Here is a 21,606-nt window from a genome sequence, read left to right as displayed (position 1 = left end):
ATAAGGAACCATGGAAAACAATCACTTGTCTACCGACACCATTCCCGTCGGCGTTCAGTCCGTTGCCAAGCACATCATGGTGATCGCCGAAATCGGGATCAACCATAACGGCAATCTGGGCGTCGCGAAGAAGCTGATCGACCTGGCGCACCGGGCTGGCTGCGATGCCGTAAAGTTCCAGAAGCGGACGATCGACATCGTCTATACTCCTGAATTCCTGGACCAGCCGCGGGAGAGCCCGTGGGGCAATACGCAGCGCGCGCAAAAAGAGGCGCTGGAGTTCGGGGTAACGGAATACGACGCCATCGACGCCTACTGCCGCGAACTCGGCATCGCCTGGTTCGCATCCGCCTGGGACGTTCCGAGCCAGGAGTTCCTGCGCCGCTACGACTGTCCCTACAACAAGATCGCGTCCGCCATGCTGACCCATGACGCCCTGGTCGAGGCGGTCGCGCGGGAACGCAAGCCGACCTTCATCTCCACGGGCATGGCGGACTATGCCGACATCGACCGCGCCGTCGCGGTGTTCCGCCGGCATGACTGTCCCTTCACCCTCATGCATTGCGTCGCCACTTATCCGGCGGCGGAAGAGGATCTGAACCTGCGCTGCATCCCCGCACTGGCGGAGCGCTACGGGTGTCCGGTGGGATATAGCGGCCACGAGCCTTCGGTGTCGCCCTCGGTGGTTGCCGCCATGATGGGGGCCGTCGCCATCGAGCGGCACATCACCATCAGCCGCGCCATGTACGGCAGCGATCAGGCGGCTTCGCTGGAGGGGCGCGGCATCGAGACGCTGGTGGCCCAACTCCGCAAGGTCCCGGTGGTTCTCGGTGACGGCGTCAAGCGGGTCCTGGATGGTGAAAAGGCGGTTGCCCGCAAGCTGCGCTACTGGGAGACCGAGCCTGCGACCGCCTCCTGAGGCGGGAGCCGGATCGTGAACCTCGCGGCAAGCGGATCGCCTTCCGTCATCGCACTCGTCCCCGTGCCGGAGACCACGTCTGGCATGCCGGACGATCCGCTGCGCCCGCTTGCTGCAGGCCTGGCACTTCCGGCCCATGCCATCCGGCAGGCCCTGGCGGCCGGCTGCGATGACGCCATCGTGGTTACGGACGATCCGGGTGTCGCGGCGCTTGCCCGCGCCCATGGAGCCAAATCCGTCCGCTGGCCCGGCGACAGGTCCCTGGCCCCGATCGTGCCGGATGCCGTTGCCGTCCTGCTCGATCCCGTGACGCCGCTGCGCCGGCCGGACGAAATCCGCGCCGCGGTGGCGCTGCTCCACGCTTCCGATGCCGATGCGGTCGTCGGCGCCGTGCGGCGCCGGCTTCCGGGCTGGTTGGGTGGCACGGGCTCCGGCCTGCTCGAGGAGACCGGGGCCCTGGCGGTGCTCCGCGACCTGCGGGCCGTCCGTCCGGACGGCCGCCCGGCGGGTCGCTGCATTCCCTTTGAAATGGCGGCCCCCAGTGCGCTGCGGGCCGACACCGCCGAAGGCCGGGCGGCGGTGGAGGCCCTGATCACCCGCCCGCCCTATGCCCTGCCGGCCGTTTTGCCGCAGCGGCCGGCTCTGATCGTCTTCGACTTCGACGGGGTGATGACGGACAATCGCGTCACGGTCGGCGAGGATGGGAGCGAAATGGTACGTTGCAGCCGTGGCGATGGCCTGGGGATCGACCGGCTGCGCAAGGCAGGCGTACCGATGCTGGTTCTGTCGACCGAACGGAATCCAGTGGTGGCGGCCCGCTGCCGCAAGCTGCGGATGGAATGCCACCAGGGGGTGGACGACAAGGGAACCTACCTGGCCGCGCTGCTTGCCGGGCGGAAGATCGATCCGGCGGATGTGGCCTATGTCGGCAACGACGTGAACGACCTGGATTGTCTGCGCCTGGTCGGTCTGCCGGTGGTGGTTGCCGATGCCCATCCCGATGTCCTGCCCTATGCGCGGCTGGTTCTGCCGCGTCCGGGCGGCGACGGGGCGGTGCGTGCGTTGGCCGACCATCTCCTTCGGGAAATGGCCGTGTCCTGAGGCGGCCTGCAGGATCGGGAAAGGCGGGCGGAGGAGGAACGCGCTTATGCAGATCATCGACGGCATCCAGAAGTTTACCGACAAATTCGAAGGCGAGAACTTCGAGTACCGGCGCAAGCGTCGCGCCTTGGCGGAGGAGTTGCAGAAGCCCGATTTCTGGGATCCGATTGACAATTTCGGCCTACTGGCGGGCGAGCAGACGATCGCGCGGGCCATGGCGATGTTCGAACTGGTGAAGCTCAGCGCCGGCACCCCGGGACACATCGCCGAGTTCGGCGTGTGGAACGGCAACAACCTGCTGCTGGTCGCCAAGCTCCTGCGGCTTCTGCAGCCGAACACCTACAAGCACCTCTACGGTTTTGACAGCTTCGTCGGTCTGACCGACGTGACCGAGAAGGATACCCGCGATCCGTCCGCGGCATCGCACGGCCAATATCAGGGCATGTACAAGGGCGACCGTGCCCGGCTGGAGCGGATGATCTCCTTCTTCGGCTATGAGGAGTGGGTGCATCTGGTCGTCGGGGACGCGCGCGAAACCATTCCGGCCTTCGCGGACAGGCATCCCAACGTGATGCTGAGCATGGCGATCCTGGACTTCGACCTGTACGAGCCGACCAAGGCCGCGCTCGGCTTCGTGCATGACCGGATCCTGCCGGGCGGACTCGTGGTCTTCGACGAAGCGATGAGCCAGGCCTGGGCCGGCGAGGGCACCGCCGCCGTCGAGTTCCTGCGCGAGTACGGGCATCTCTACGAGACCGGGCACATTCCGTTCAGCCGCATGCCCACCATGTATCTGCGCCGCAAGTGACCGTGCCGGGGAGCCGACCGACCATGACCGATATTGCCTGGGGGATCGATACGGACCTGTCCGCCTATGAGCGGGATGGCTTTCTGATCCTGCGCAATGTCCTTCCGCGGGACCTCGTCTCCCGGGTGGTGGGCGAACTGACCGCTCTGTGCGCGTTGACCGGCGTGGACGAGGGTGACCTGGGGCTGTCCTGCAGCCGGCTCGACCGCGAGAACCAGGAGGCGTTGTACCGTCTCTATCTTGCAGCACCCCGGCTTCCCGCCTTTGCGGCCTTGTCGGCTCATCTGGCCGGCGTGGCGGCGCGCATTTCCGGTGCCGATCTGCCGGTACTGAGCATCGACACCATCGCATTGTTCAGCCCGCCGCGTGACAGCCGGCTCGCCTACAACTGGCACCAGGAGAACTCCTACATGCCGGGGCTGCCCGGCGACGTCATGACCTTCTGGTGCCCGCTCCTCGATCCCGCGACGGTGGACAACGGCGCAATGAGCGTCCTGGCCGCCTCCCACCGGCTGGGCCGCCTGCCGTACAGGAAGATCAGCCGGCCGCGCGGCTATACCGATCTGCTGCCTCACGATGCCGAGGCCATTGCAGCCAGCCATCGGGAACATGTCTGCATCGCCGATCCCGGTGACGCCGTGGTGTTCCAGGGCAACATGCTGCACCGGTCGAACCACAACGCCACCAACCGGACGAGGGTGACCGGCATCTTCCGCTACATCGCAGCCTGCGACCTGCCGGCCAACCTGAAATTCTCGGCCGACATGTACTGAACCGGTTGTAGCTGCTGAGCGGATGCTCCTCAAAAGCGCTGGCCGAAAATTCCTCAGTCCGGCGTGACAGCCCGGTGCCGGGGCATGCCCCGGCACCGGGCGCCAACCACCGATATCCCGTACTGGCACGAGGCCATGCTGGAGGTGTCGGTGGTCACCCTTGGGGAGCTTGTCATGATCCTGGACCTCGCCCGGCAGGGGCTGTCCGTCTCCGCCATCGCCCGCCGCACCGGCCGCGACCGCAAGACGGTCCGCAAGTACATCGAACGCGGTCTCGAGCCGCCCGCCTACAAACCACGCCAACCCGCCCCCTCGCTCCTGCGCCCCTTCGAGGCTTACCTGCGCGAGCGCGTCGCACGCTTTCCTGAACTCACCGGGCGACGCCTCTGGCGCGAGGTCCGCGACCTCGGCTTCACCGGCGGCTACTCCACCGTCACTGAGTTCCTGCGCACCGTCCGCCCGCCACCCGACCTCACCTTCGAGCGCCGCTTCGAGACGCCGACCGGCAAGCAGGCGCAGGTGGACTTCGCCTTCTTCAAGACCACCTTCACCGACGAGCCGGGGGCCGAGCGCGTGGTCTGGCTCTTCTCCCTGGTGCTCGGCCACAGCCGCATGATGTGGGGCCGCTTCGTCCCGCGTCAGGACCTCGCCACCGTGCTGCGCTGCCACGTCGCCGCCTTCGACGCGCTTGGCGGCGTGCCCGAGCAGATCCTCTATGACCGCATGAAGACCGCCGTCCTGGGCGAGGTCGACGAGAAGGGCATCGCCTACAACGCCAAGCTTCTGGCGCTGGCGGCGCACTACGGCTTCCTGCCGAAGGCCTGCAAGCCGTACCGGGCGAAGACCAAGGGCAAGGTCGAGCGGCCGTTCCGCTACGTGCGCGAGGACTTCTTCCTGGCCCGCAGTTTCCGCAGCATTGACGACCTCAACGCCCAGTTCGCCCAGTGGCTCGACCAGGTGGCCAACCGCCGGGTGCACGGCACCACCGGCCGCATCGTCGCCGAGCACTTCGCCGAGGAGCGCCTCGCCCTCAAGCCGCTGCCGGCCGGCCCCTACACCGCCGTGCTCGGTCTCGACCGGCGGATCACCAAGGACGGCATGGTCTCCGTCGGCGGCAACCTGTACTCGGTGCCCGACGGCACCCGGCGCCGCAGCGTCGAGGTGCAGCTCACCGCCAACGAGGTGCACATCCTGGAGGATGGCCGCCTCATCGCCGCCCATCCCGTCCAGGAAGGCCGGGGCAAGCGCCGCATCGCCGAGGGCCACCGCACCCTGCCGCCCCCGTCCAACAGCACCACACCGCGCCAGGGGGTGGCGCCTCCACCATCCACGTCCGACGTCGTGACGCCGCGCTCGCTGGCCATCTACGACGCCATCGCCCGGCGCCTCGCCGACGGGGAGGTGGCGCGATGAGCACGGGAGCCGCCTCCACCCTCGATCGCATCCGCCACCACCTCGTCGGCCTCAAGATGCCACGCGCGCTCGAAGTGCTGGAGCACCTGCTGCGCCAGCTCGAACGCGGCGAGATCTCCGCCCTGGAGGCCATCGACGCCCTGCTCGACGCCGAGTTGAGCCTGCGCGAGGGGCGTCGGGTCAAGACGGCGCTGAAGATGAGCCGCCTGCTCGACATCAAGACGCTGGCTGGCTTCGACTTCTCCTTCCAGCCCTCACTCGACCGCAACCGCATCCTGACCCTGGCGCAGCTCGACTTCATCGACCGCCACGAGGTGGTGCACTTCCTCGGCCAGCCGGGTTGCGGCAAGACGCACCTGGCGATCGCCCTGGGCGTCGAGGCGGTGAAGGCGGGACGGAGCGTCTACTTCACCACGCTGGCCGACCTGGTCAGCTCGCTGTCCAAAGCGGAGCGGGAGGGCAGCCTGCGCGAGCGGATCCGCTTCCTGTGCCGGCCCCAGCTGCTGGTGGTGGACGAGATCGGCTATCTGCCGGTGATCGCCGGCGGCGGCAACCTGTTCTTCCAGCTGGTCAACGCCCGTTACGAGCGCGGCGCCATGATCCTGACCTCCAACCGCGGCTTCTCGGAGTGGAGCGAGGTGTTCGGCGACACCGTGGTTGCCACGGCGTTGCTGGACCGGTTGCTGCACCACGCCGTCGTCGTGCGGATCGAAGGCGCCAGTTACCGGCTGCGTCGGCATGCTGATCTGATCCCCGACCCCTTCACCGCCCGCCCGGCGGTTCAGCCCGCTGCCGCTGCTCCTCGGCGCCGCGGCCGGCCACCCAAACATCGCCCGACAGAAGTCGCCGCCAACCCGTGAACCGCCGGATTAACTGGGGAATTTTCGTCCAGCCGTTTTGAGGAAGCCCCGTTCAGCATTGACACCGGTGCCGGATGCGGCCGGTCGCAGCCGGCCGCACCGGCGCTCACCAGCAGGTGCGCCCGCCGTCGACCGAGACGGTGGCGCCTGTCATGTAGGATGAGGCGTCCGAGATCAGGAAGGCCACGGCGGCCTTGTATTCGTCGGGCTCGGCCATGCGCCCCAAGGGGATGCGTTCGGCGAGCCGTGCCACGAAGGCGGGGTCCTGGCCGTTGGATACGCCTCCGGGCAGCAGGGCGTTGCAGCGCACACCCCGCTCCGCCCAGTAGGTGGCAAGGTAGCGCGTCAACCCGAGCAGGCCGGCCTTGACCACCGAATAGGTGACCGGCTTGCTGGGCTGCCGGTCGTCCGTGAGGCCAGGCTGACGGTAGAGCCTTTGGTCCGGTCCGATGACGGCCAAGTCCGAAGCGATGTTCAGGATCACGCCGGACCCGGCCTCCGCCATCCGGGAGCCGAAGACGCGCGAGCACAGAAAGGCGCCGGTCAACCCCACCGCGATGTCCTGGTTCCACACCTCCAGCGGCAGGTTTTCCAATCGCGACCAGTGGCCGCCGCCGGCTCCGTCCTCGACCTTGGGATTGTTGGCCGCATTGTTGACCAGTGCGTCGATCCGGCCCGTCCTATCCAGGATGCATGCCAGGGCCGCCTCGACCGCCGGGGGCCGGGTGATGTCGCAGGCAAGCCCGATGGCGCCCGGCAGCCCGGCCGCGGCTGCGGCTGCGGCCTCGCCGTCGAGATCCAGGAGGACGACCGTCGCCCCCAGTTCGGCCGCGGCGGCCGCGTGACGGCGCCCGAGCAGCCCGGCACCACCGGTGACGACGACCGTGCGCCCGGTCATATCGAAGAGTGTCCGGAGACTGCGGTCTTCAGAGGCTGCGTGTTTGTCCGCCATCCACCACCACCATCGATCCTGTCATGAAGCTGGCACGGGCAGAGGCCAGGAACACCACCATGTCGGCGATCTCCTCCGCCCGTGCGAAACGGCCGAGCGGAACCTCGGCATCGATGTATTGCGCGCACCACTCCGGGCGTTCCGCCATCTTGCGCTCCCAACTGCCGCCGGGAGCCAGCACGTTGCCGGGAGCTACGGCGTTCACCCGGACACCCTGCCGGGCAACCTGGCGGGCCAGGGTCTTCGCCGCCATGGCCAGGCCCGCCTTGGCTGCCGAATAAATGACGGGCGCGTTGATCGCCTCGACTCCGGCAATGGAGGCGATGAAGGTCAGGCTGCCGCTTCCCCGCGCGGTCATGCCGGGCAGGACGCGTGACGCCAGCAGCATCGCTCCCACCAGATTGGCGTCGAGCCCCCGGGTCCAGTCGGAGCGGTCCAGCACGACCCCTGCGCGGCTCGTTCCGCTGCCGACGTTGGCGACGACCGCCTCCAGCGGCCCCTGCGCGTCTTCCGCCTGCCGGACGACCCGGTCGATGGCCTCGGCGTCGGTCATGTCGGCAGCGATCGTTGCGATGCGGGCGCCGGGGATTTCGCTTTCCAGTACGGCCTGCGCCGTGGCCAGACCCTCCGTGCCGCGTGCCGTCAGGACGACGCGGGCGCCTTCCTTGAGGAAGGTGCGGGCGACGGCCAACCCGATGCCGCGGCTGGCCCCGGTCACCAGAACGGCTTTGTCCGCCAGATGCAGGTCCATGCCGGCTACGCCTCCGCCGCGGCTTCGGCGAGACGGGTTTCGACGAAGCGCCGGTTCGCACGCGCCCACGCCACTTCGTCCCCGGCCTCGCCGCGCGCAGCCTGCAGGATGTAGTGCCGGTCATATCCGGCGGCGCGGAACCCGCGAAAGCAGGTCGGGAAGTCGGCGGACCCGGTTCCGAGCGGGACGGTACCGCCGCCGTGAAGCCGGTCCTTCACATGGATGCTGCCCAGCCAGGGAGCCAGGGCCCGGAGTTCCTCCGCCGGTTCGTAACCGAGGGAGGCGCTGTTCCCGATGTCGTAATTGGCCCGCACCATCGGATGCCCGATGCGCTCAAGCAGGCCGGCGAAGGCTGCGGGCGGCAGGTCGGTCTCCAGGTGCAGTTCAATGCCCGCATCGGCGGCGGCCGGGGCAGCCGTGGTCAGAGCGGCGGCGGCGCCCGCGACCTCCTTCGGGGTTGCCAGCCGCGAGGAGTCGACGAAGGGCAGCACGATGTGGCGGGCACCGACCATACGCGCCCGTCCGATCAGCCCTGTCAGGTGGGCAAGCGCGTCCTTATCCACCGTTCCGTCCGGGGCGACGAGGCGGCGGACCATGTAGTAGTCGGCACAGATCGAACGGACCGTCACCCCGGTTTCTTTCACGCAGCGGCGGATCGCCATGATCCCGGCCTCGCTGCCGAGCGGGTTGGCGTGCTCGTTCGGCACTTCGTAGATCCACTCGATGCAGTCGAGCCCGGCATCTGCGGCGAGCGGAAACTCCCGCTCCCACTGCCCGGCCGGGAAGGCCTGGAAACGGCCCTCGAAGGGCGGCAGCATCCGCCCCTGCATGATCCCGATGACCGCACGACCGCCTGGCGCCTCGTCCGTCGTCATGTCGTCTGTCGTCATGTCAGTCCTTTGGCGGTCCAGCCGCCGTCGACAAAGAGATCCTGTCCGGTTACGTAGGCCGATGCCTCCGATGCGAGGAACACGGCGGCCCCCTGCAGATCGGCCGGCTCCCCCCAGCGGGGGAGGATCATGTGACGCAACCGCTGCGCGTGCAGAGCCGGGTCCGAATAGCTGGCCTCGGTCATCGCCGTCCGGACATAGCCGGGAGCCAGATTGTTGACCCGGATTCCGCGGGGGCCGAGATCGACCGCCAGGGCCCGGGTCAACTGCCGCAAACCGCCCTTGGCTGCCACGTAGCCCGGGTTTCCGGGGAAGCCGAGCACGCTGTTGATGCTGGTCACGTTGATGATCGAGCCCCCCTGATCCATCTGCTCGGCCGCGGCGAGGCAGCAGGCGTAAGGGGCGCGCAGGTTGGCATTCAGCGTAGCGTCGAAGGCGGCAAGGCGCCCCGTGGCGTCCGGAGCCGGCTTCAGCGAGATGGCGGCGGCGTTGACCAGGATGTCGAACCGGCCGAACCGCCCGGCCATCTCCTTGCACAAGGCCGCTACCGCATCGGCATCGGTGACGTCGAGGCTTCGATACAGGAACGCGGTCTCCGGCAGGTCGCTGGCCGGTGTCCGCCCGACGCCGACAACCGTGGCGCCCGCGTCAGCCAATCCTTCCGCGATGGCCCGGCCGATACCGCGCGATGCGCCGGTGACCAGCGCCACCCGGCCGTCCAGCGCGAACAGCTTCGCCATGCGCCCGCGCGTCGGCAGGTCCGGCTTTTCCCCGGCGGGAACGGTCATGGTCCGCGGCCCTCTCTCAGGAATAGCAGAAGAAGATGGCGCGCTGCCCCATCTTGTAGGCCTTGTAGACATAGACCAGCCGGACCACGCGGAAATGCCGCTGCAGCACCTGGGCGACGTATTCCGGGCCTCCCGGCATCAGGCGGTAATAGACCGGGGTTTCGAAGCAGAAGCTCGTGGTGATTGATGCCATGCGGGCGAAGAAGGCATCGAGCTCCGGCTGGGTGTAGCCGGGGAAGACCGTATGGATCACCGACAGTAGGAGCACGAGGTCGTAGGGTTTGCTGACGCCGGCGACGAAGTCGAGGAGGTCGGCGCGCAGGAACTCGACATTGTCGAAGCGGAAGAAGCGCTCGTTGAGCGTCCTGGCGAAGCCGTGCTCTTCCTCCAGAAGCTCCACGCCGGTCACTTCGGCGGCGCCATGGATGGCCGCCTGGAATGGGAAGAATCCAAGATTCGATCCCAGTTCCAGGACCCGCTTGCCGGTGACGCCCTGTAGCGGCACGAATGGCAGCTTGCGGTAGGAATCATATTCCAGCCCGTCGGAGGAGTAGCCTGGGATCTCGTAGCCGCTGCGGAACCGGAAGCCCTGGTAGGTCGGCGGTCCCGAAGGCTTGATGCCGTTGGCGACGCAGTGGCGGTTGATCCGGTCGACGAACGCGTCCACGTAGCTTTTCAGGGCCGGCCGGTCGAAGCCCGTGTCGTCGAACGCGTAACGCTCGGGCAGGTGACGGAACTCCTGGCAATCGACGACGCGCCCGCCGACCATGTTGGTCAGCTTCGTCCAGTCGTCGATGGGCACAAGCTGCAGCCGTGCGAACTCCTTCACGCACTCCTCGATGTGCGGGAAGTTGACGCTGCAGTTGCTGGAGTAGAAGCGAGGTCCTTCCTGGCAATTTTCCATGACCAGCGCCACGGCGGGCATGGAGGCCGCGCCGGCCTCGTCCGCAGGGACGCCCTGGGGCGGCGTGTACTCGATATCAACGTCGAACACGTCGTAAAGCCTGGGCAATGCCGGGGACTCCACGCCGCGCAGCCTGTCTAGCACGTCGTGGTTCACCTTGCCCTCGCCGAAGACGAGCTTGAGGCCACGGGCGGGCTCGAAAGGAATCCAGATCGCCGAGTCCCCCTTGAAGCAGGGAAAGCGCCCGGCAATCCGCCAAGTCCCGGTGTCCAGCCGCAGGTCGATGATGCCCACCGTACCTTCCAGGACTGCCGCCTGATAGGCGCTGGAGGCCATGTACTCGGCCACGCTGCACGTCCGGTCTTTGAAATTTATAAAGTATTGACACGAAGAACGTGCGGTCTGCATGGCGATTTCCTGTTGGTTCTGCAAGAAAAGGCAAGAACTCTTCAAGTTGTTACGCTAACAAGGGCGGAACTCATGTGTCAAGGCGACAGGCTTCTTCAGACCAATCCCCGGTGGCGCAACTCGGTCAAGGCGGCGGCGATGGCGCGGGCGTCCCAGATGCCGGCATGGCGATGGGGCGGTCCGGCTATCCCGAGAAGGTCGGGAAGCAAGGCGCTTACCACCAGGGAGGCCTCGCAACCGAGGACGCGGGCGAGCAGCGGCCGCAGATTCACCGTCCGCCGAAGGACGGGGGGCTCGGGAATGCCGGCAAGGGCGCAGTTCTCGCGCAGGATCAGGCCGTCGTAACCGTTCATAACCACAGGCGCCCCGTCCGCGCAAAAGGCGGCAAAGCGATGCATGGCTTTGGAAAATGGGATGGCCTCCGCCGCAAGGCGGTCATTGGTGATGCCGGTAAGGCGCGTGATGTAGGGCGACAGGACCGGGTTGCGCACCGGCAGAACCAACGTGTCGAAGGCATCGGTCTCGCGGAAGCCGGCCCCGGCATCGACACGGACCGCACCGATGTTGATGACCTCCCGCCATTCCCAGGGCTCGCTCCAGCCCCGGGCATGGGACCCTTCCCAGGCCGTCCACTCGAGATCCACGATCACCAGCGGCCCGGTTGCCGGCAGCGCATCCGCGACGGGATCGGGAGGCAGGTCGAGCGTCGGCACCGGCGATCAGCCTCCAAGCCCGGCGTGATGCTTCAATGCGGCCAGATCGTCGGTTCCTTCCCGCACCAGCCGGACGAAATTCTCCTTGTAGAAGCGCAGCAGTTCGGCGGTCAGCCGGTCATGTCGGCTCAGTGTGCGGAGCTGTGCGTCGAGGTCGAACTCATAGTCGTTGAAGTAGGATTCCTCGGCGGCCTTTTCCTGCTGCTTGGTTCCGGAGAAGGGGGAATAGAAGGCGACGGTGATGTTGTCGGGATCAAGGCGCCGGTTGAACGCGATCGTCTCCAGGATCGAGTCCTCGTCCTGCCCCGGCAGACCGATGATGTTGTAGGCGGTCCGCCGGATCCCGTGCCGGCGCAGCAGGTCGAAGGCCGCGACGATGCGGTCCTGGTCGGTGAAGCGGTTCAGGCTGCCCTCCCGGAAGGACTGGGTCGCCAACTCCACCCCCATGCCCACTCCGTCCACGCGCAACCGCTTCAGGAGTGCGGCCGAGGATGGATTGATGCCTTCCGGCCTGGTTTCGATATACAGGCAAACCGGCAGGCAGGCCGCATCCATCAGGTCGGCCAGCCTTGCCAGGACCGGGCGGTCGATGGTCAGGAAGTTGGTGTCCTGGCAACGGAACAACGTGATGCCGTAGCGCTCGTGCAGGTCGGTGATTTCCTGGGCGATCCGTTCCGCGCTCTTGCAGCGCAGGTATCCTTTCCCGGTCAGGGCGCCGCGCGGGGTGGTCCGTTCGAACCCGTAATAACGCTGGATGACGGTTTCGACGCAGTAGGTACAGGAATAGAGGCAACCGCGCGACATCTCGTAATCGACGGCGCGGACGACGGCGCCATTGTAAGGCCGCAGGAAGACCTGATCGTCGAACAACGAGTAGTCGTAGGAAGGGATGGCATCGAGATCGGCGATGATCGGCTGGCGGGGATGGACGACCGCCTCCCCGTCGGGACTCCGGCGGATCAGTCCCGGGATCGTCGCCGGAGAGGCTCCGGCCGCGACGCAATCGACCAGATCGGCCAGCACGAACTCCGATTCTCCGGCAATCAGCAGGTCTACAGCCGGGAAGCGGTGGAGCGCGGCCTGCGGCTCGGCAGTCGGCTGGAGCCCGCCTGCGACCTTCAGTGCCCGCGTCCGCCGCTCCTGCATCAGGGTGCAGCCGTGCTGGATATTGACGTATTCACCCTCGCCGTGGATATGGGACGACAGGGCTGACCAGAACACGACATCCGGGTCGAAGGCGTCGAGCGTCCGCTGGACCGCTTCGAAGACATCTTCGCCGCAGACCGTGACGGAGCCGTCATAGCCGGTCGGGCGGTACTGCCGGTTTGCCGTATTGTAGGCGATCTCGTTCTGCGCCCAGTTGCGGTAGAAAGTGGCGTCGAACAGCCGGACCTCGTGCCCACGTGCCCGCAGCACGGCCGCATGGCTGGCGATCCAGATGGTGGTGATGCCGCGGCCCCAGCGGTTGGGATTGACGAGAAGGACCTTTGCCATGCGTCAGTCCAGCCGGTTCAACAGGACGCGATCGGCTTCGTCGATCTCTTGCTCGACGTCGATGTCGATCGACTGGTCCTGGATCATGAAGGGCAGGACGACGGAGCCGGTGACCGATCCCAGTTCGAACACCGTGCGAGGTCGCGTGATGTCGATGTAGCCATCATGGTGCCATGCCTGCGGCAGAAGCTGGCGTGGCAGGTTGTACGATTCCCTCCGGCCTTCCAGGGTGACGACGGGCGTCAGATAGCCGTTCTCCTGGAGCCGCCACATCTTATAGGGCGAGAAGCTGGCGGGTGACACCGAACGCAGCGAGTCCGCTTCGGGATGGGCGGCGAACAGTCCGATCGCGGCATCGATGACCGCGGGGTGACGGTCCGGAGTCGTCGGGCGCAGCAGCACCACCTGCTCCGGTTCGTATCCCTCCTCCTTGCGAAGCCACTCCAGCGCATGCCGATGGAAGTCGTAGTCGACCGAGACGTCGCCGGAAATCTCCGCGGGACGACGGAAAGGCACTTCGGCTCCCCAGGCGCGGGCGATCTCGGCGATCTCGTCGTCATCGGTCGAGACGATGACGCGCGTGACGCGGGTGGCCTTGAGCGCATCCTCGATCGACCAGGCGATCAGGGGCTTGCCGCCGACGATCCGCACGTTCTTGCGCGGCACCGACTTGGAACCGCCGCGAGCCGGGATCAGCGCCATGGCTTCGATGCGGGGGCCGGATGCTGGTTCTGTCATGGGGGGTTCCGTCATGGCCTTCCCGGCGCAGGGGCTACCCGGCTCGGGCCGTTCCCGTCCCGGTGGTCTTAATCCCGTTTCAGGACCGAAGGTGACCCGGCCATCCTAAATTTCGCCCATCCTGAATTTCGCTTAGCATGCGTTCCTCGGCAGGCGCAAGGACTCTCGCCGGCCTTCGGGCGGCGACCGGATGGCGTGGAGGGGAGCGGCGGTGCCGCCGCAGCCTCAGAAGGCTGACGTCGGCTGCAGCGCACCGCTCGTGAGCATCGGGATCATCGGCTGCAGCGCCGGCTCGCCGGCGATCGCCTTCCAGTAGAAAGGCAACTGGTAGTCGTAGCAGAGCATCCGGATCATCGACCGGCTGTGCCCCGGCGTCAGGGGGCCGCGTGCGTGGAAGGCGCAGACATTGGCGACGATCAGTGTGTTGCGACGGCCGGTGATGCTCAGCGGGTGGACGTCCAGGGTTCGGCGGGCGGCCTCGTCCAGCGTAACGCGGTTGCGTTCCAGGAAGGCCGGATCGACTTCGTCCAGCCGGCCTTCCTGCTGGAGCGCATACTGCACCGCGAACTCATGCTCGAAGGCGAGGCGTTCCTGCGTCAGGCGATGGGTGCCGGGGGCGAACACAAAGGCGCCGTCTTCGACCGCGCAGTCCTCGACGAGGAAGAACGCCTTCACGCACGGGAAAGGGCGGTCGGCGTGGAGCACGCATTCGACGTCGCGGTCGTCCACCCGGTCCGGCGGCAGCGACAGGTGCTGAAGGTTGACCCGCAGCGCCGGCGGGACAGGCGCCCGCAGGACATGCATGATGAGCCGCCGCGCGACGGGATTCGAGGCAACGGCATCGTGGATGGTCGGCATGCCGCCGTCGCCGTTCGCCCAGTTCCAGGCGGCGTGTCGCCAGTCAACGCCGGTGCCGTGACGGTCGGGTTCGGCGTGGTTGTGCGTCTCGTCGAAGGCGTGGAACTCCCGGCGCACCGCTTCGAAGACCGGCTCGGGAAGAAAGTCGGGGAGAACGACGATGCCGTCCCTGTCCAGGATGGCCTTCAGGTCGGCGAGACTGGTGTCCGCGGCGGCCTCTTCGGGAACCGGAAGTCGGTCGTAAACGGACGAAAGCAGCGAAATGCGGAGGAGTGGCAGCCCGATCCTGTTCATCGTGCTTGAGCCGACGACATGGTCGAACGCTGTTCCGTAAGTCATGCGGCCTCCCTGGGCGATGCTGGTGTCGGGTATCCTGCATGCCACTGTCACGGGCGGGGCAGCTCCATGCGACGTGGCGCCCGTGCCTTGTCCGGGGCTTAGCATGCCCGCCCTTGCCTGACAAGGCGACCGGTCGCCACAGGCCAAGCCCGCGGTTCGGCGTCCTGTCCTGCCGGAGAGCCATTGGGTACGGCTGGAATGCGGTGCTTTCTGTATTGGATCGGAGCCGGGCCGGGGCGATATACTTAGGCTGGGCTTTACCACCGCTTTTTTCGCTAGGGGATTGATCATGCGCTCCAGAATGACCGGCATCGTGATTGTCACGCTGTTGGCCACCGGCCTCGCCGGTTGCCAGACCGGGTCGATGGGAACCAAGGAGGGGTTCGGCACGGTCGGTGGCGCCGTCGCCGGTGGTTTGATCGGCTCGCGCTTCGGCGGCGGCAGCGGCAAGCTGGTGGCCGTGGGGGTGGGTACGTTGCTCGGCGCCTTCCTTGGCCGCGAGGTCGGTGCATCGCTCGACCGGGCGGACGAGCAGTATGCCCGCCAAGCCGAGACCCGTGCATACAGCGCCCCGATCGGTGAGCGCATCACCTGGAACAACCCTCAAACCGGCCACTACGGGACCATCGTTCCGGTGCGTGACGGCTATGCCCAGGGCGGCGCCTATTGCCGGGAGTTCCAGCAAACGATCGTGGTCGGCGGCCGCACCGAGCAGGCGCACGGAACCGCCTGCCGCGAACCCGACGGGTCGTGGAAGATCGTGGGCTGACGGTGCCGGCCGCCGTGGCTGCGGCGGCCGGCTCATCATCGTCCGATATGGACGTCCCTCACCCCACCGCCAGCACCGGCCAGTCGTCCGGCAGCTCGGCGACCTGCGGCGTCGGGACCGGGCCGATGTCGGCGACCATGGCGCCCCAGGACCAGCCGACGCCGAAGCCGGCCATCAGCACCTTGCGCCGGCCGCCGGCCAGGCTGTCGCCCAGGCTGCTGCACAGCGCCAGCGGGATCGAGGCGGAGCTGGTGTTGCCGTAGCGCTCCATGTCGATGACGAATTTCCCGGCCGGGATCTGCACGCGCTTGCGCAGATGCTCCAGCATGAAGCGGTTGGCCTGGTGCAGGACGAACCAGTCGATGCCCTCGACCGTCGTGCCGGCATGCTCCATCGCCTCGCGCAGCAGCGGCGGCACGGCGCGCAGCGTGAAGGAGAAGACCTCCGCCCCGTTCAGCGTCAGCCGGGCGTCGCGCTCCAGCCGCGCCTCGTCCTCGGCGCTGCGGGGGGGCTCGCCGCAGGAGACGGCGGGCGGGATCAGGCAGTCGCGCTTGCCGCCGGCCTTCACGAAGATGTGCGGCGCGCCGCTGCCGTCGGTGCCGATCACCAGCGGAATGGGCGGAGCCCCGGCGTCGACCTCCAGCGCCGTGGCGGAGCCGGCGTCGCCGAACAGCGGCAGGGTGGCGCGGTCCTCCGGATGCAGGTAGCGGCTGGAATTGTCGCCGCACAGCACCAGCGCCCGCGTCGCGCTCGACCCGCCGAGCAGCCGGGCGGCGATCCACAGGCCGTAGACATAGCCCGAGCAGCCGAGCGGCACGTCGAAGGCCGCCGTGCTGGTCGGCAGCCCCAGCCGCTTCTGGATGATGCAGGCGGTGGAGGGCAGGACGTAGTCGGCGTCCTGCGAGACGAAGACCAGCACCTCGACCGTCGACGGATCCCAGTCGAGCTGCGCCAGCAGCCCCTCCGCCGCGGCGACGCACAGGTCCGACGCGCAGTAGGGCCGCGGCAGGATTCGGCGCTCCTGCACGCCGATGGTGGCGGCGAGCTTCTTCGCCTCCTCCCGGGTGAAGAGGCCGGGATCCTCGACGAAGGAATGGCGCTGCCGCGGCACCACCGCGCGCAGGCCGGCGATCCGGACACCGTCGATGGTCGCTTTCATGGGCTCGGTTCCTTCGTCTCTGGTCCTTGAGGGAATCCCGTGTGGCGGACTCCGGCAGCCACCCTACGGCAAAATGCCCTAACGACAGGCAAATTTCGCAGCGTCTATGACCATGGCTGCCGGGCGGCCTGTGCTATGGTCGGCCGGACCCCGCGACAACCGGATTCCACCACCGCCATGACCATCCCGACCCCCTCCTACAACCCCATGGACCTGACCGGCCGCCGCATCCTGGTGACCGGGGCGTCGGCCGGAATCGGCCGGGCGACGGCGGTGGTGCTGGCCAGGCTGGGGGCGCGGCTGCTGCTGAACGGCCGCGACGCCGGCCGGCTGGAGGAGACCGCCGGGCGGCTGGAGGGGCAGGGCCATGCGGTCGCCCCCTTCGACCTGTCGGATCTGGAGGCGGTGCCCGGCTGGGTGAAGCAGCAGGCGGCGGACGGCCCCTTCGACGGCATCGCGCACTGCGCCGGCATCCAGACGCTGCGGCCGATCCGCATCTTCTCGGCCGGCTTCTTCGACGAGGTGATGCACGCCAACCTGGGCAGCGCCCTCGCGCTCGCCCGCGGGCTGCGGCAGAAGGGATGCCATGCCGAGCGGGCGGCGATGGTGCTGATCTCCTCCACCGCCGCGACGGCGGCCTCGCCCGGCAACGTCGTCTATGCCGCCAGCAAGGGCGGCATCATCGCCGCCACCAAGGGGCTGGCGGTGGAGCTGCTGAGCGACGGCATCCGCGTCAACTGCGTCGTCCCCTCCATCGTCGAGACCGAACTGATCGAGCGCGGCAAGCAGAAGCTGACCGGGGAGCAGTACGAGCATCTGCGCCGGCTGCAGCCCATGGGCTTCGGCCATCCCGACGACATCGCCCACATGATCGCCTACCTGCTGGCCGACACCAGCCGCTGGATGACCGGCTCCATCGTCACCGTGGACGGCGGCCGCACGGCATGAGCAGCCTCAGCTTCATCGTGCCGACGGAGGAGCATGCGCAGCTCATTCTCGACTGGCGCACGCGGCCCGACATCGCCAGCCAGATGCTGACCGAGGTGCCCTACGACGTCGAGCGGCAGAAGGCCTGGCTGCGCCGCTGCGCCGGGCGCACCGACTATGTCCACCGGCTGCTGTGCGTCGACGGGGTGCCGGTCGGCCATGTCTCCATCACCGTGACCGAGCCCGCCTGGAAGATCGCCACCATCGGCGTGCTGACCGGCGAGCGGGCGGGGCGCATGGGGGCCGCCCCGCTGAACTTCGCCTACATGCTGAACCACGTCTTCTTCACCATGGGGCTGCGCAAGGTGGTGAACCACATCCTGGGCACCAACAGCCCCCGCCTGCTGAAGGGCCAGCCCATGCTGGGCTACCGCCCGGTCGGCGTGCTGTCGCGCCAGGTGGTGAAGGATGGGCGGGAGATCGACCTGCACATCTTCGAAATGCTGGCCGAGGACTGGCGTACCGTGCGCGGCCGCTTCGCCATCTACGAAGACATGGACGGGCGGCGCTGGGAGTGAAGAGTGATGGTTTGCAGGATGCGGACTGAGCCTGTGACCAACATTGGAATGAATGGGAAAGATTGTCGCAGGGACGGGCAAAATTCGCTGGGAACTGCTTCTGGTTTTGCTCTTTTTGATCGCCTTTCCCTGACGGACCATTCGATTTCCCGCCCGGATCGGTAGAGTTCTGCTGTGACATTCCTGTTAACAAGGGAATATTGACCGCTTTTTATCACGGGAAACCAGTATATTAACTAAAATTTAACCATAACCCGCAAGATCCAGTTAACCAAATGGACGTCCCTTTGTCGTGGCCGGTGCATGAGCCGGCGAGGAAAACGAGAAGGGGCAGTCCTATGGCTTCGACCACATCCGGCCTGATCGACGTGAAGTTCGCCATCAATGCCTGGGGGGCCGCTGCAGGAGGAGTATGGCCTCGGTTCGTCCTGCGGCTCGACGGTCAGGAAATCGGCCAGGCCAGCGTGAATTCGGCCACGCCGGGCCGTTACGAGTTCACCGCCAAGGTTGCCGCCGACCAGGCGCACCGGCTGCAGCTCCATTACGACAACGACGCGCTGATCAACGGCATGGACCGCAACCTGTTCGTCCGGTCCTTCGAGATCAACGGCATGGACATCCCGGTCACCCACGGCTCCGTCCGCTACGACCGCGGCGCCCTGGACGGGCGCGACGTCACCGCCGGGCAGGAAGGGCTCTATTGGGGCGGGGCGCTGAACGTCGACCTGCCGGCCTCGCACTTCCCCACGCCGGCCGTTCCGGCCGAGACGGCCCCGGTCGACGACACCTACGCCCTGACGGTCACCGCCTGGCGCAACGGCAGCCACTGGGTGCCCCCGCTGTTCAAGCTGCTGGTGGACGACAAGCTGGTCGCGCAGGTGGACGTCAAGGCGACCAGCCCGACCGACTACAAGTTCACGATCAAGGGCGACCCGAACGAGCCGCACAAGATCCAGATCATCTATCCCAACGACGCCCCCGGCCGCGACCTGTTCGTCAAGGGCATCAAGGTCGACGGGCAGTTCGTCGCCTCGACCAGCCAGTACGCCTCCTACGACAAGGGACCCGTCGACTCGCAGTATGTCGTTCCGGGCCAGGAAGGGCTGTTCTGGGGCGGGGCGCTGACCTTCGGCCTGCCCGAGAGCTATTTCAACGGCCCGGCCCCCGTCGTGCAGAAGCCGTCGGACGACAACACCCCGACCAAGATGATCGATCTGGCGGTGAAGGCCTCCGGCACCTCCTACAACGGCATTCCGGCCCACTTCAAGCTGATGGTCGACGGGCATCTGGTCGGCGAGGCCAACGCCACCGCCGCCACCCAGACCTACAGCTTCAAGGCGGCGGTCGACCCGACCAAAGCCCACCATATCCAGGTCGTCTACGACAACGACGCCTACAGCAGCACCCAGGACCGCAACCTCTACGTCGACTCCCTGACGGTGAATGGCCGCACCATCGCCTCGACCGCGACGGGCGTCGTCTATGACAAGGGGGCGCTCGACGGCAAGGACGTGGTCGCCGGGACGCGCGCCCTGCTGTCCAACGGCGCCCTCGACTTCAGCGTGCCGGCCAGCACCTTCACCAGCACGGTGGCGAGCAAGCCGCCGGCCGCCGCGGCCTTCTACGTCGCCACCAACGGCAAGGACAGCTGGTCGGGCAAGCTCGCCGCCCCCAACGCCGACGGCACCGACGGCCCCTTCGCCAGCCTGGAGAAGGCGCAGGCCGCCATGCGGGCCAGCAGCATCGACACCACCTACGTCCGCGGCGGCACCTATCACCTGACCAAGACGCTGGAGCTGACGGCGCAGGACAACGGCCACAGCTTCAAGGCCTACAACGGCGAGAAGGCGACGCTGAGCGGCGGCCAGGTGGTCAAGGGCTTCACCAGCGAGGGCAACGGCGTCTATTCGGCCAAGCTCGCCACCGCGACCGACCTCGACCTCAGCATCGGCGGCGTGCGCCAGCGTCTGGCCGAGAAGGGCAACTGGAGCCATGACGACGTGACGGCCGGCTGGTACTTCGCCGATGCCGCCGCCGAAGGTCCCCGCGGCTCCTCCCTGCGCTACCACGGCACCGAGATCGCCCGCAGCGACATCGCCCCCGGCACCAGGATCCAGATCATGGATTTCGAGCGGCTGGAGGACGCCATCGTCGAGGTCGCCTCCATCAACACGGCGACCCGCACCCTCACCTTCAAGAGCTCGGCCGGCTTCGAGATCCACAACGGCGCCACCTTCCGCCTGCTCGACAACCCGGGCCACGTCAACAAGGCCGGCGAGTTCGCCTGGCGGGAGTCCGACGGCAAGCTGGTCTTCAAGCCGGAGCATCCCACCAGCTTCCAGCAGGAGGGGGTCGAGGTCGCGCGGCTCGGCACGCTGGTCCGCCTGACCGAGGCCAAGGGCGTCACGCTCGAGGGGCTGACCTTCACCAACACGCTGGCTACCGGCGAGGCGCTGGTGCTGAGCAAGGCGTCCGGAAACCACATCAGCAACAACGACTTCCTCAACGTCGGCACCGGCATCGCGCTGAAGAACGGGTCGTCCAACAACCTGGTCTTCGGCAACGACATGGAGCATCTCGCCCGCCACGGCGTGAACATGACGGGCGGCAGCAACGGCAACCGCATCAGCGGCAACGACATCTCCCACATCGGCGAGATCTACAAGCACGTCGCCGGCGTGATGGGAGCCGGCGTCAGCAACAACGTCATCTCGCACAACGACATCTCGGACAGCGCGCGCTACGGCATCTCGCTGAAGAACTGGAGCGACACGACGCTCAACTACAACAACGTGATCGAGTACAACCGGGTCACCGACACCGTCCGCGAGACCGCCGACGCCGGCGCCATCGAGACGCTGGGGCGCTCCAGCGTCAACACCGGCACCATCATCCGCGGCAATTACATCGAAGGGGCGCACGGCCTCGCCACCAGCACGTCCGGCCAGTGGGTGCACGACCAGAAGGGCTTCGGCATCTATCTCGACGACATGTCCGGCGGCACCACCGTGGCGCAGAACTTCATCAAGGAGACCGGCTGGAACAGCGTCTTCATCCACGGCGGCGACAACAACGTGGTGAAGGGCAATTTCGCCGTCCTGGCCAGCAACCAGGAGGACTTCATCCGGGTCGGCAGCGCCAGCCCGACCCACGGGGCGAAGGCGGTGCCCTACAACAACACCATCACCGGCAACCTGGTCTACGGCGAGCTGCCGCTCGACGACTATGTCGAGCTGTGGAGCGCCAACAACCCGGTCATCAACAAGAACTTCGTCGCCAACGCCCCGGCCTACGGCAGCGGCGACGTGCTGGGCAACCCGCTGTTCACCAACCGTCTGGCCGGCGACTACAGCCTGCAGGCGGGCTCCAAGGCGCTCGCCATGGGCATCTCGGACCTGGAGTGGGAGTTCATGGGCAACCATGTCGCCGGCCAGGGCGAGCTGGCGCCCGATCATCTCTTCTGA

20 protein-coding genes are annotated in these 21,606 nt (G+C 67.2%); 10 read left to right on the top strand and 10 right to left on the bottom strand.

What is annotated here, in order from left to right:
• Positions 1 to 76: 76 nt before the first annotated feature.
• The 6 genes from DEW08_RS29995 (at position 77) to istB (ending at position 5,874) form a co-directional block, all read left to right on the top strand.
• The gene (locus DEW08_RS29995; RefSeq protein ID WP_245987099.1) at positions 77 to 919 is read left to right on the top strand and encodes an N-acetylneuraminate synthase family protein; all 843 of its coding nucleotides are present in this window, start codon (positions 77 to 79) and stop codon (positions 917 to 919) included.
• Positions 920 to 934: 15 nt separating this feature from the next.
• Positions 935 to 2,020: an HAD hydrolase family protein gene (locus DEW08_RS29990; protein WP_146214796.1), complete on the top strand. Its 1,086-nt coding sequence runs from the start codon at positions 935 to 937 to the stop codon at positions 2,018 to 2,020.
• A gap of 46 nt (positions 2,021 to 2,066) precedes the next feature.
• Complete coding sequence (locus DEW08_RS29985) at positions 2,067 to 2,828, top strand: TylF/MycF/NovP-related O-methyltransferase (protein WP_168220572.1); 762 nt, start codon at positions 2,067 to 2,069, stop codon at positions 2,826 to 2,828.
• A 23-nt stretch (positions 2,829 to 2,851) separates the two neighbouring features.
• Positions 2,852 to 3,601, top strand: a complete 750-nt coding sequence (locus DEW08_RS29980) for a phytanoyl-CoA dioxygenase family protein (RefSeq protein ID WP_109334359.1) — start codon at positions 2,852 to 2,854, stop codon at positions 3,599 to 3,601.
• 150 nt (positions 3,602 to 3,751) lie between these two features.
• Positions 3,752 to 5,014, top strand: a complete 1,263-nt coding sequence (istA, locus tag DEW08_RS29975; protein WP_109325261.1) for an IS21 family transposase — start codon at positions 3,752 to 3,754, stop codon at positions 5,012 to 5,014.
• Positions 5,011 to 5,874: an IS21-like element helper ATPase IstB gene (istB, locus tag DEW08_RS29970; protein ID WP_109324589.1), complete on the top strand. Its 864-nt coding sequence runs from the start codon at positions 5,011 to 5,013 to the stop codon at positions 5,872 to 5,874. Before istA ends, istB begins: the two co-directional genes overlap by 4 nt.
• A 106-nt stretch (positions 5,875 to 5,980) precedes the next feature.
• On the opposite strand, the gene DEW08_RS29965 is transcribed toward istB, so the two are convergent.
• The 9 genes from DEW08_RS29965 to DEW08_RS29925 form a co-directional block, all read right to left on the bottom strand.
• On the bottom strand, positions 5,981 to 6,772 hold the full coding sequence (locus DEW08_RS29965; RefSeq protein ID WP_245987094.1) for an SDR family oxidoreductase: 792 nt from the start codon (positions 6,770 to 6,772) through the stop codon (positions 5,981 to 5,983).
• Positions 6,773 to 6,800: 28 nt separating this feature from the next.
• Positions 6,801 to 7,577, bottom strand: coding sequence for an SDR family NAD(P)-dependent oxidoreductase (locus DEW08_RS29960; RefSeq protein ID WP_109334355.1), 777 nt, complete (start codon positions 7,575 to 7,577; stop codon positions 6,801 to 6,803).
• 5 nt (positions 7,578 to 7,582) lie between these two features.
• Complete coding sequence (locus DEW08_RS29955) at positions 7,583 to 8,467, bottom strand: sugar phosphate isomerase/epimerase family protein (protein ID WP_109334353.1); 885 nt, start codon at positions 8,465 to 8,467, stop codon at positions 7,583 to 7,585.
• Entirely contained in the window at positions 8,464 to 9,255 is a 792-nt protein-coding gene (locus DEW08_RS29950) for an SDR family oxidoreductase (RefSeq protein ID WP_245987093.1), read from the bottom strand. Before DEW08_RS29950 ends, DEW08_RS29955 begins: the two co-directional genes overlap by 4 nt.
• 16 nt (positions 9,256 to 9,271) lie before the next feature.
• A complete protein-coding gene (locus tag DEW08_RS29945) occupies positions 9,272 to 10,507 on the bottom strand; it encodes a class I SAM-dependent methyltransferase (protein ID WP_109334351.1) in 1,236 nt (411 codons plus the stop codon).
• 155 nt (positions 10,508 to 10,662) lie between these two features.
• A complete protein-coding gene (locus DEW08_RS29940) occupies positions 10,663 to 11,280 on the bottom strand; it encodes a 3'-5' exonuclease (RefSeq protein ID WP_109334349.1) in 618 nt (205 codons plus the stop codon).
• Between the two features lie 6 nt (positions 11,281 to 11,286).
• Positions 11,287 to 12,774, bottom strand: a complete 1,488-nt coding sequence (locus DEW08_RS29935) for a B12-binding domain-containing radical SAM protein (RefSeq protein ID WP_109334347.1) — start codon at positions 12,772 to 12,774, stop codon at positions 11,287 to 11,289.
• Positions 12,775 to 12,777: 3 nt separating this feature from the next.
• Complete coding sequence (locus tag DEW08_RS29930; protein ID WP_168220571.1) at positions 12,778 to 13,512, bottom strand: acylneuraminate cytidylyltransferase family protein; 735 nt, start codon at positions 13,510 to 13,512, stop codon at positions 12,778 to 12,780.
• A 225-nt stretch (positions 13,513 to 13,737) separates the two neighbouring features.
• A complete protein-coding gene (locus DEW08_RS29925; RefSeq protein ID WP_146214794.1) occupies positions 13,738 to 14,709 on the bottom strand; it encodes a phytanoyl-CoA dioxygenase family protein in 972 nt (323 codons plus the stop codon).
• Between the two features lie 301 nt (positions 14,710 to 15,010).
• Here DEW08_RS29925 and DEW08_RS29920 point away from each other — a divergent pair, with 301 nt between their 5' ends.
• Positions 15,011 to 15,478: an RT0821/Lpp0805 family surface protein gene (locus tag DEW08_RS29920; RefSeq protein ID WP_245987092.1), complete on the top strand. Its 468-nt coding sequence runs from the start codon at positions 15,011 to 15,013 to the stop codon at positions 15,476 to 15,478.
• A gap of 58 nt (positions 15,479 to 15,536) precedes the next feature.
• Here DEW08_RS29920 and DEW08_RS29915 read toward each other — a convergent pair whose 3' ends face one another.
• On the bottom strand, positions 15,537 to 16,637 hold the full coding sequence (locus DEW08_RS29915; RefSeq protein WP_109334339.1) for a 3-oxoacyl-ACP synthase III family protein: 1,101 nt from the start codon (positions 16,635 to 16,637) through the stop codon (positions 15,537 to 15,539).
• Positions 16,638 to 16,814: 177 nt separating this feature from the next.
• Between DEW08_RS29915 and DEW08_RS29910 the strand changes: the two genes are divergently transcribed.
• The 3 genes from DEW08_RS29910 (at position 16,815) to DEW08_RS29900 (ending at position 21,606) form a co-directional block, all read left to right on the top strand.
• The gene (locus DEW08_RS29910) at positions 16,815 to 17,585 is read left to right on the top strand and encodes an SDR family NAD(P)-dependent oxidoreductase (RefSeq protein WP_109334337.1); all 771 of its coding nucleotides are present in this window, start codon (positions 16,815 to 16,817) and stop codon (positions 17,583 to 17,585) included.
• Positions 17,582 to 18,142, top strand: a complete 561-nt coding sequence (locus DEW08_RS29905) for a GNAT family N-acetyltransferase (RefSeq protein ID WP_109334335.1) — start codon at positions 17,582 to 17,584, stop codon at positions 18,140 to 18,142. Before DEW08_RS29910 ends, DEW08_RS29905 begins: the two co-directional genes overlap by 4 nt.
• A gap of 338 nt (positions 18,143 to 18,480) precedes the next feature.
• Positions 18,481 to 21,606, top strand: a complete 3,126-nt coding sequence (locus tag DEW08_RS29900; protein WP_109334333.1) for a carbohydrate-binding domain-containing protein — start codon at positions 18,481 to 18,483, stop codon at positions 21,604 to 21,606.

This window comes from Azospirillum thermophilum (assembly GCF_003130795.1).
In the GTDB taxonomy this organism is placed as follows: Bacteria; Pseudomonadota; Alphaproteobacteria; order Azospirillales; family Azospirillaceae; genus Azospirillum; species Azospirillum thermophilum.
Note: the sequence above shows the minus strand (reverse complement) of the source record. Positions and strands in the feature narration are given on the sequence as shown.

What these genes read in the sequence shown, in the direction of transcription:
- DEW08_RS29995 (WP_245987099.1), top strand. Translation starts at nt 77, where the DNA reads ATGGTGATCGCCGAAATCGGGATCAACCATAACGGCAATCTGGGCGTC.
- DEW08_RS29985 (WP_168220572.1), top strand. Translation starts at nt 2,067, where the DNA reads ATGCAGATCATCGACGGCATCCAGAAGTTTACCGACAAATTCGAAGGC.
- DEW08_RS29980 (WP_109334359.1), top strand. Translation starts at nt 2,852, where the DNA reads ATGACCGATATTGCCTGGGGGATCGATACGGACCTGTCCGCCTATGAG.
- istB (WP_109324589.1), top strand. Translation starts at nt 5,011, where the DNA reads ATGAGCACGGGAGCCGCCTCCACCCTCGATCGCATCCGCCACCACCTC.
- DEW08_RS29965 (WP_245987094.1), bottom strand. Translation starts at nt 6,772, where the DNA reads ATGACCGGGCGCACGGTCGTCGTCACCGGTGGTGCCGGGCTGCTCGGG.
- DEW08_RS29960 (WP_109334355.1), bottom strand. Translation starts at nt 7,577, where the DNA reads ATGGACCTGCATCTGGCGGACAAAGCCGTTCTGGTGACCGGGGCCAGC.
- DEW08_RS29955 (WP_109334353.1), bottom strand. Translation starts at nt 8,467, where the DNA reads ATGACGACAGACGACATGACGACGGACGAGGCGCCAGGCGGTCGTGCG.
- DEW08_RS29950 (WP_245987093.1), bottom strand. Translation starts at nt 9,255, where the DNA reads ATGACCGTTCCCGCCGGGGAAAAGCCGGACCTGCCGACGCGCGGGCGC.
- DEW08_RS29935 (WP_109334347.1), bottom strand. Translation starts at nt 12,774, where the DNA reads ATGGCAAAGGTCCTTCTCGTCAATCCCAACCGCTGGGGCCGCGGCATC.
- DEW08_RS29930 (WP_168220571.1), bottom strand. Translation starts at nt 13,512, where the DNA reads ATGACAGAACCAGCATCCGGCCCCCGCATCGAAGCCATGGCGCTGATC.
- DEW08_RS29925 (WP_146214794.1), bottom strand. Translation starts at nt 14,709, where the DNA reads ATGACTTACGGAACAGCGTTCGACCATGTCGTCGGCTCAAGCACGATG.
- DEW08_RS29920 (WP_245987092.1), top strand. Translation starts at nt 15,011, where the DNA reads ATGACCGGCATCGTGATTGTCACGCTGTTGGCCACCGGCCTCGCCGGT.
- DEW08_RS29915 (WP_109334339.1), bottom strand. Translation starts at nt 16,637, where the DNA reads ATGAAAGCGACCATCGACGGTGTCCGGATCGCCGGCCTGCGCGCGGTG.
- DEW08_RS29910 (WP_109334337.1), top strand. Translation starts at nt 16,815, where the DNA reads ATGACCATCCCGACCCCCTCCTACAACCCCATGGACCTGACCGGCCGC.
- DEW08_RS29905 (WP_109334335.1), top strand. Translation starts at nt 17,582, where the DNA reads ATGAGCAGCCTCAGCTTCATCGTGCCGACGGAGGAGCATGCGCAGCTC.
- DEW08_RS29900 (WP_109334333.1), top strand. Translation starts at nt 18,481, where the DNA reads ATGGCTTCGACCACATCCGGCCTGATCGACGTGAAGTTCGCCATCAAT.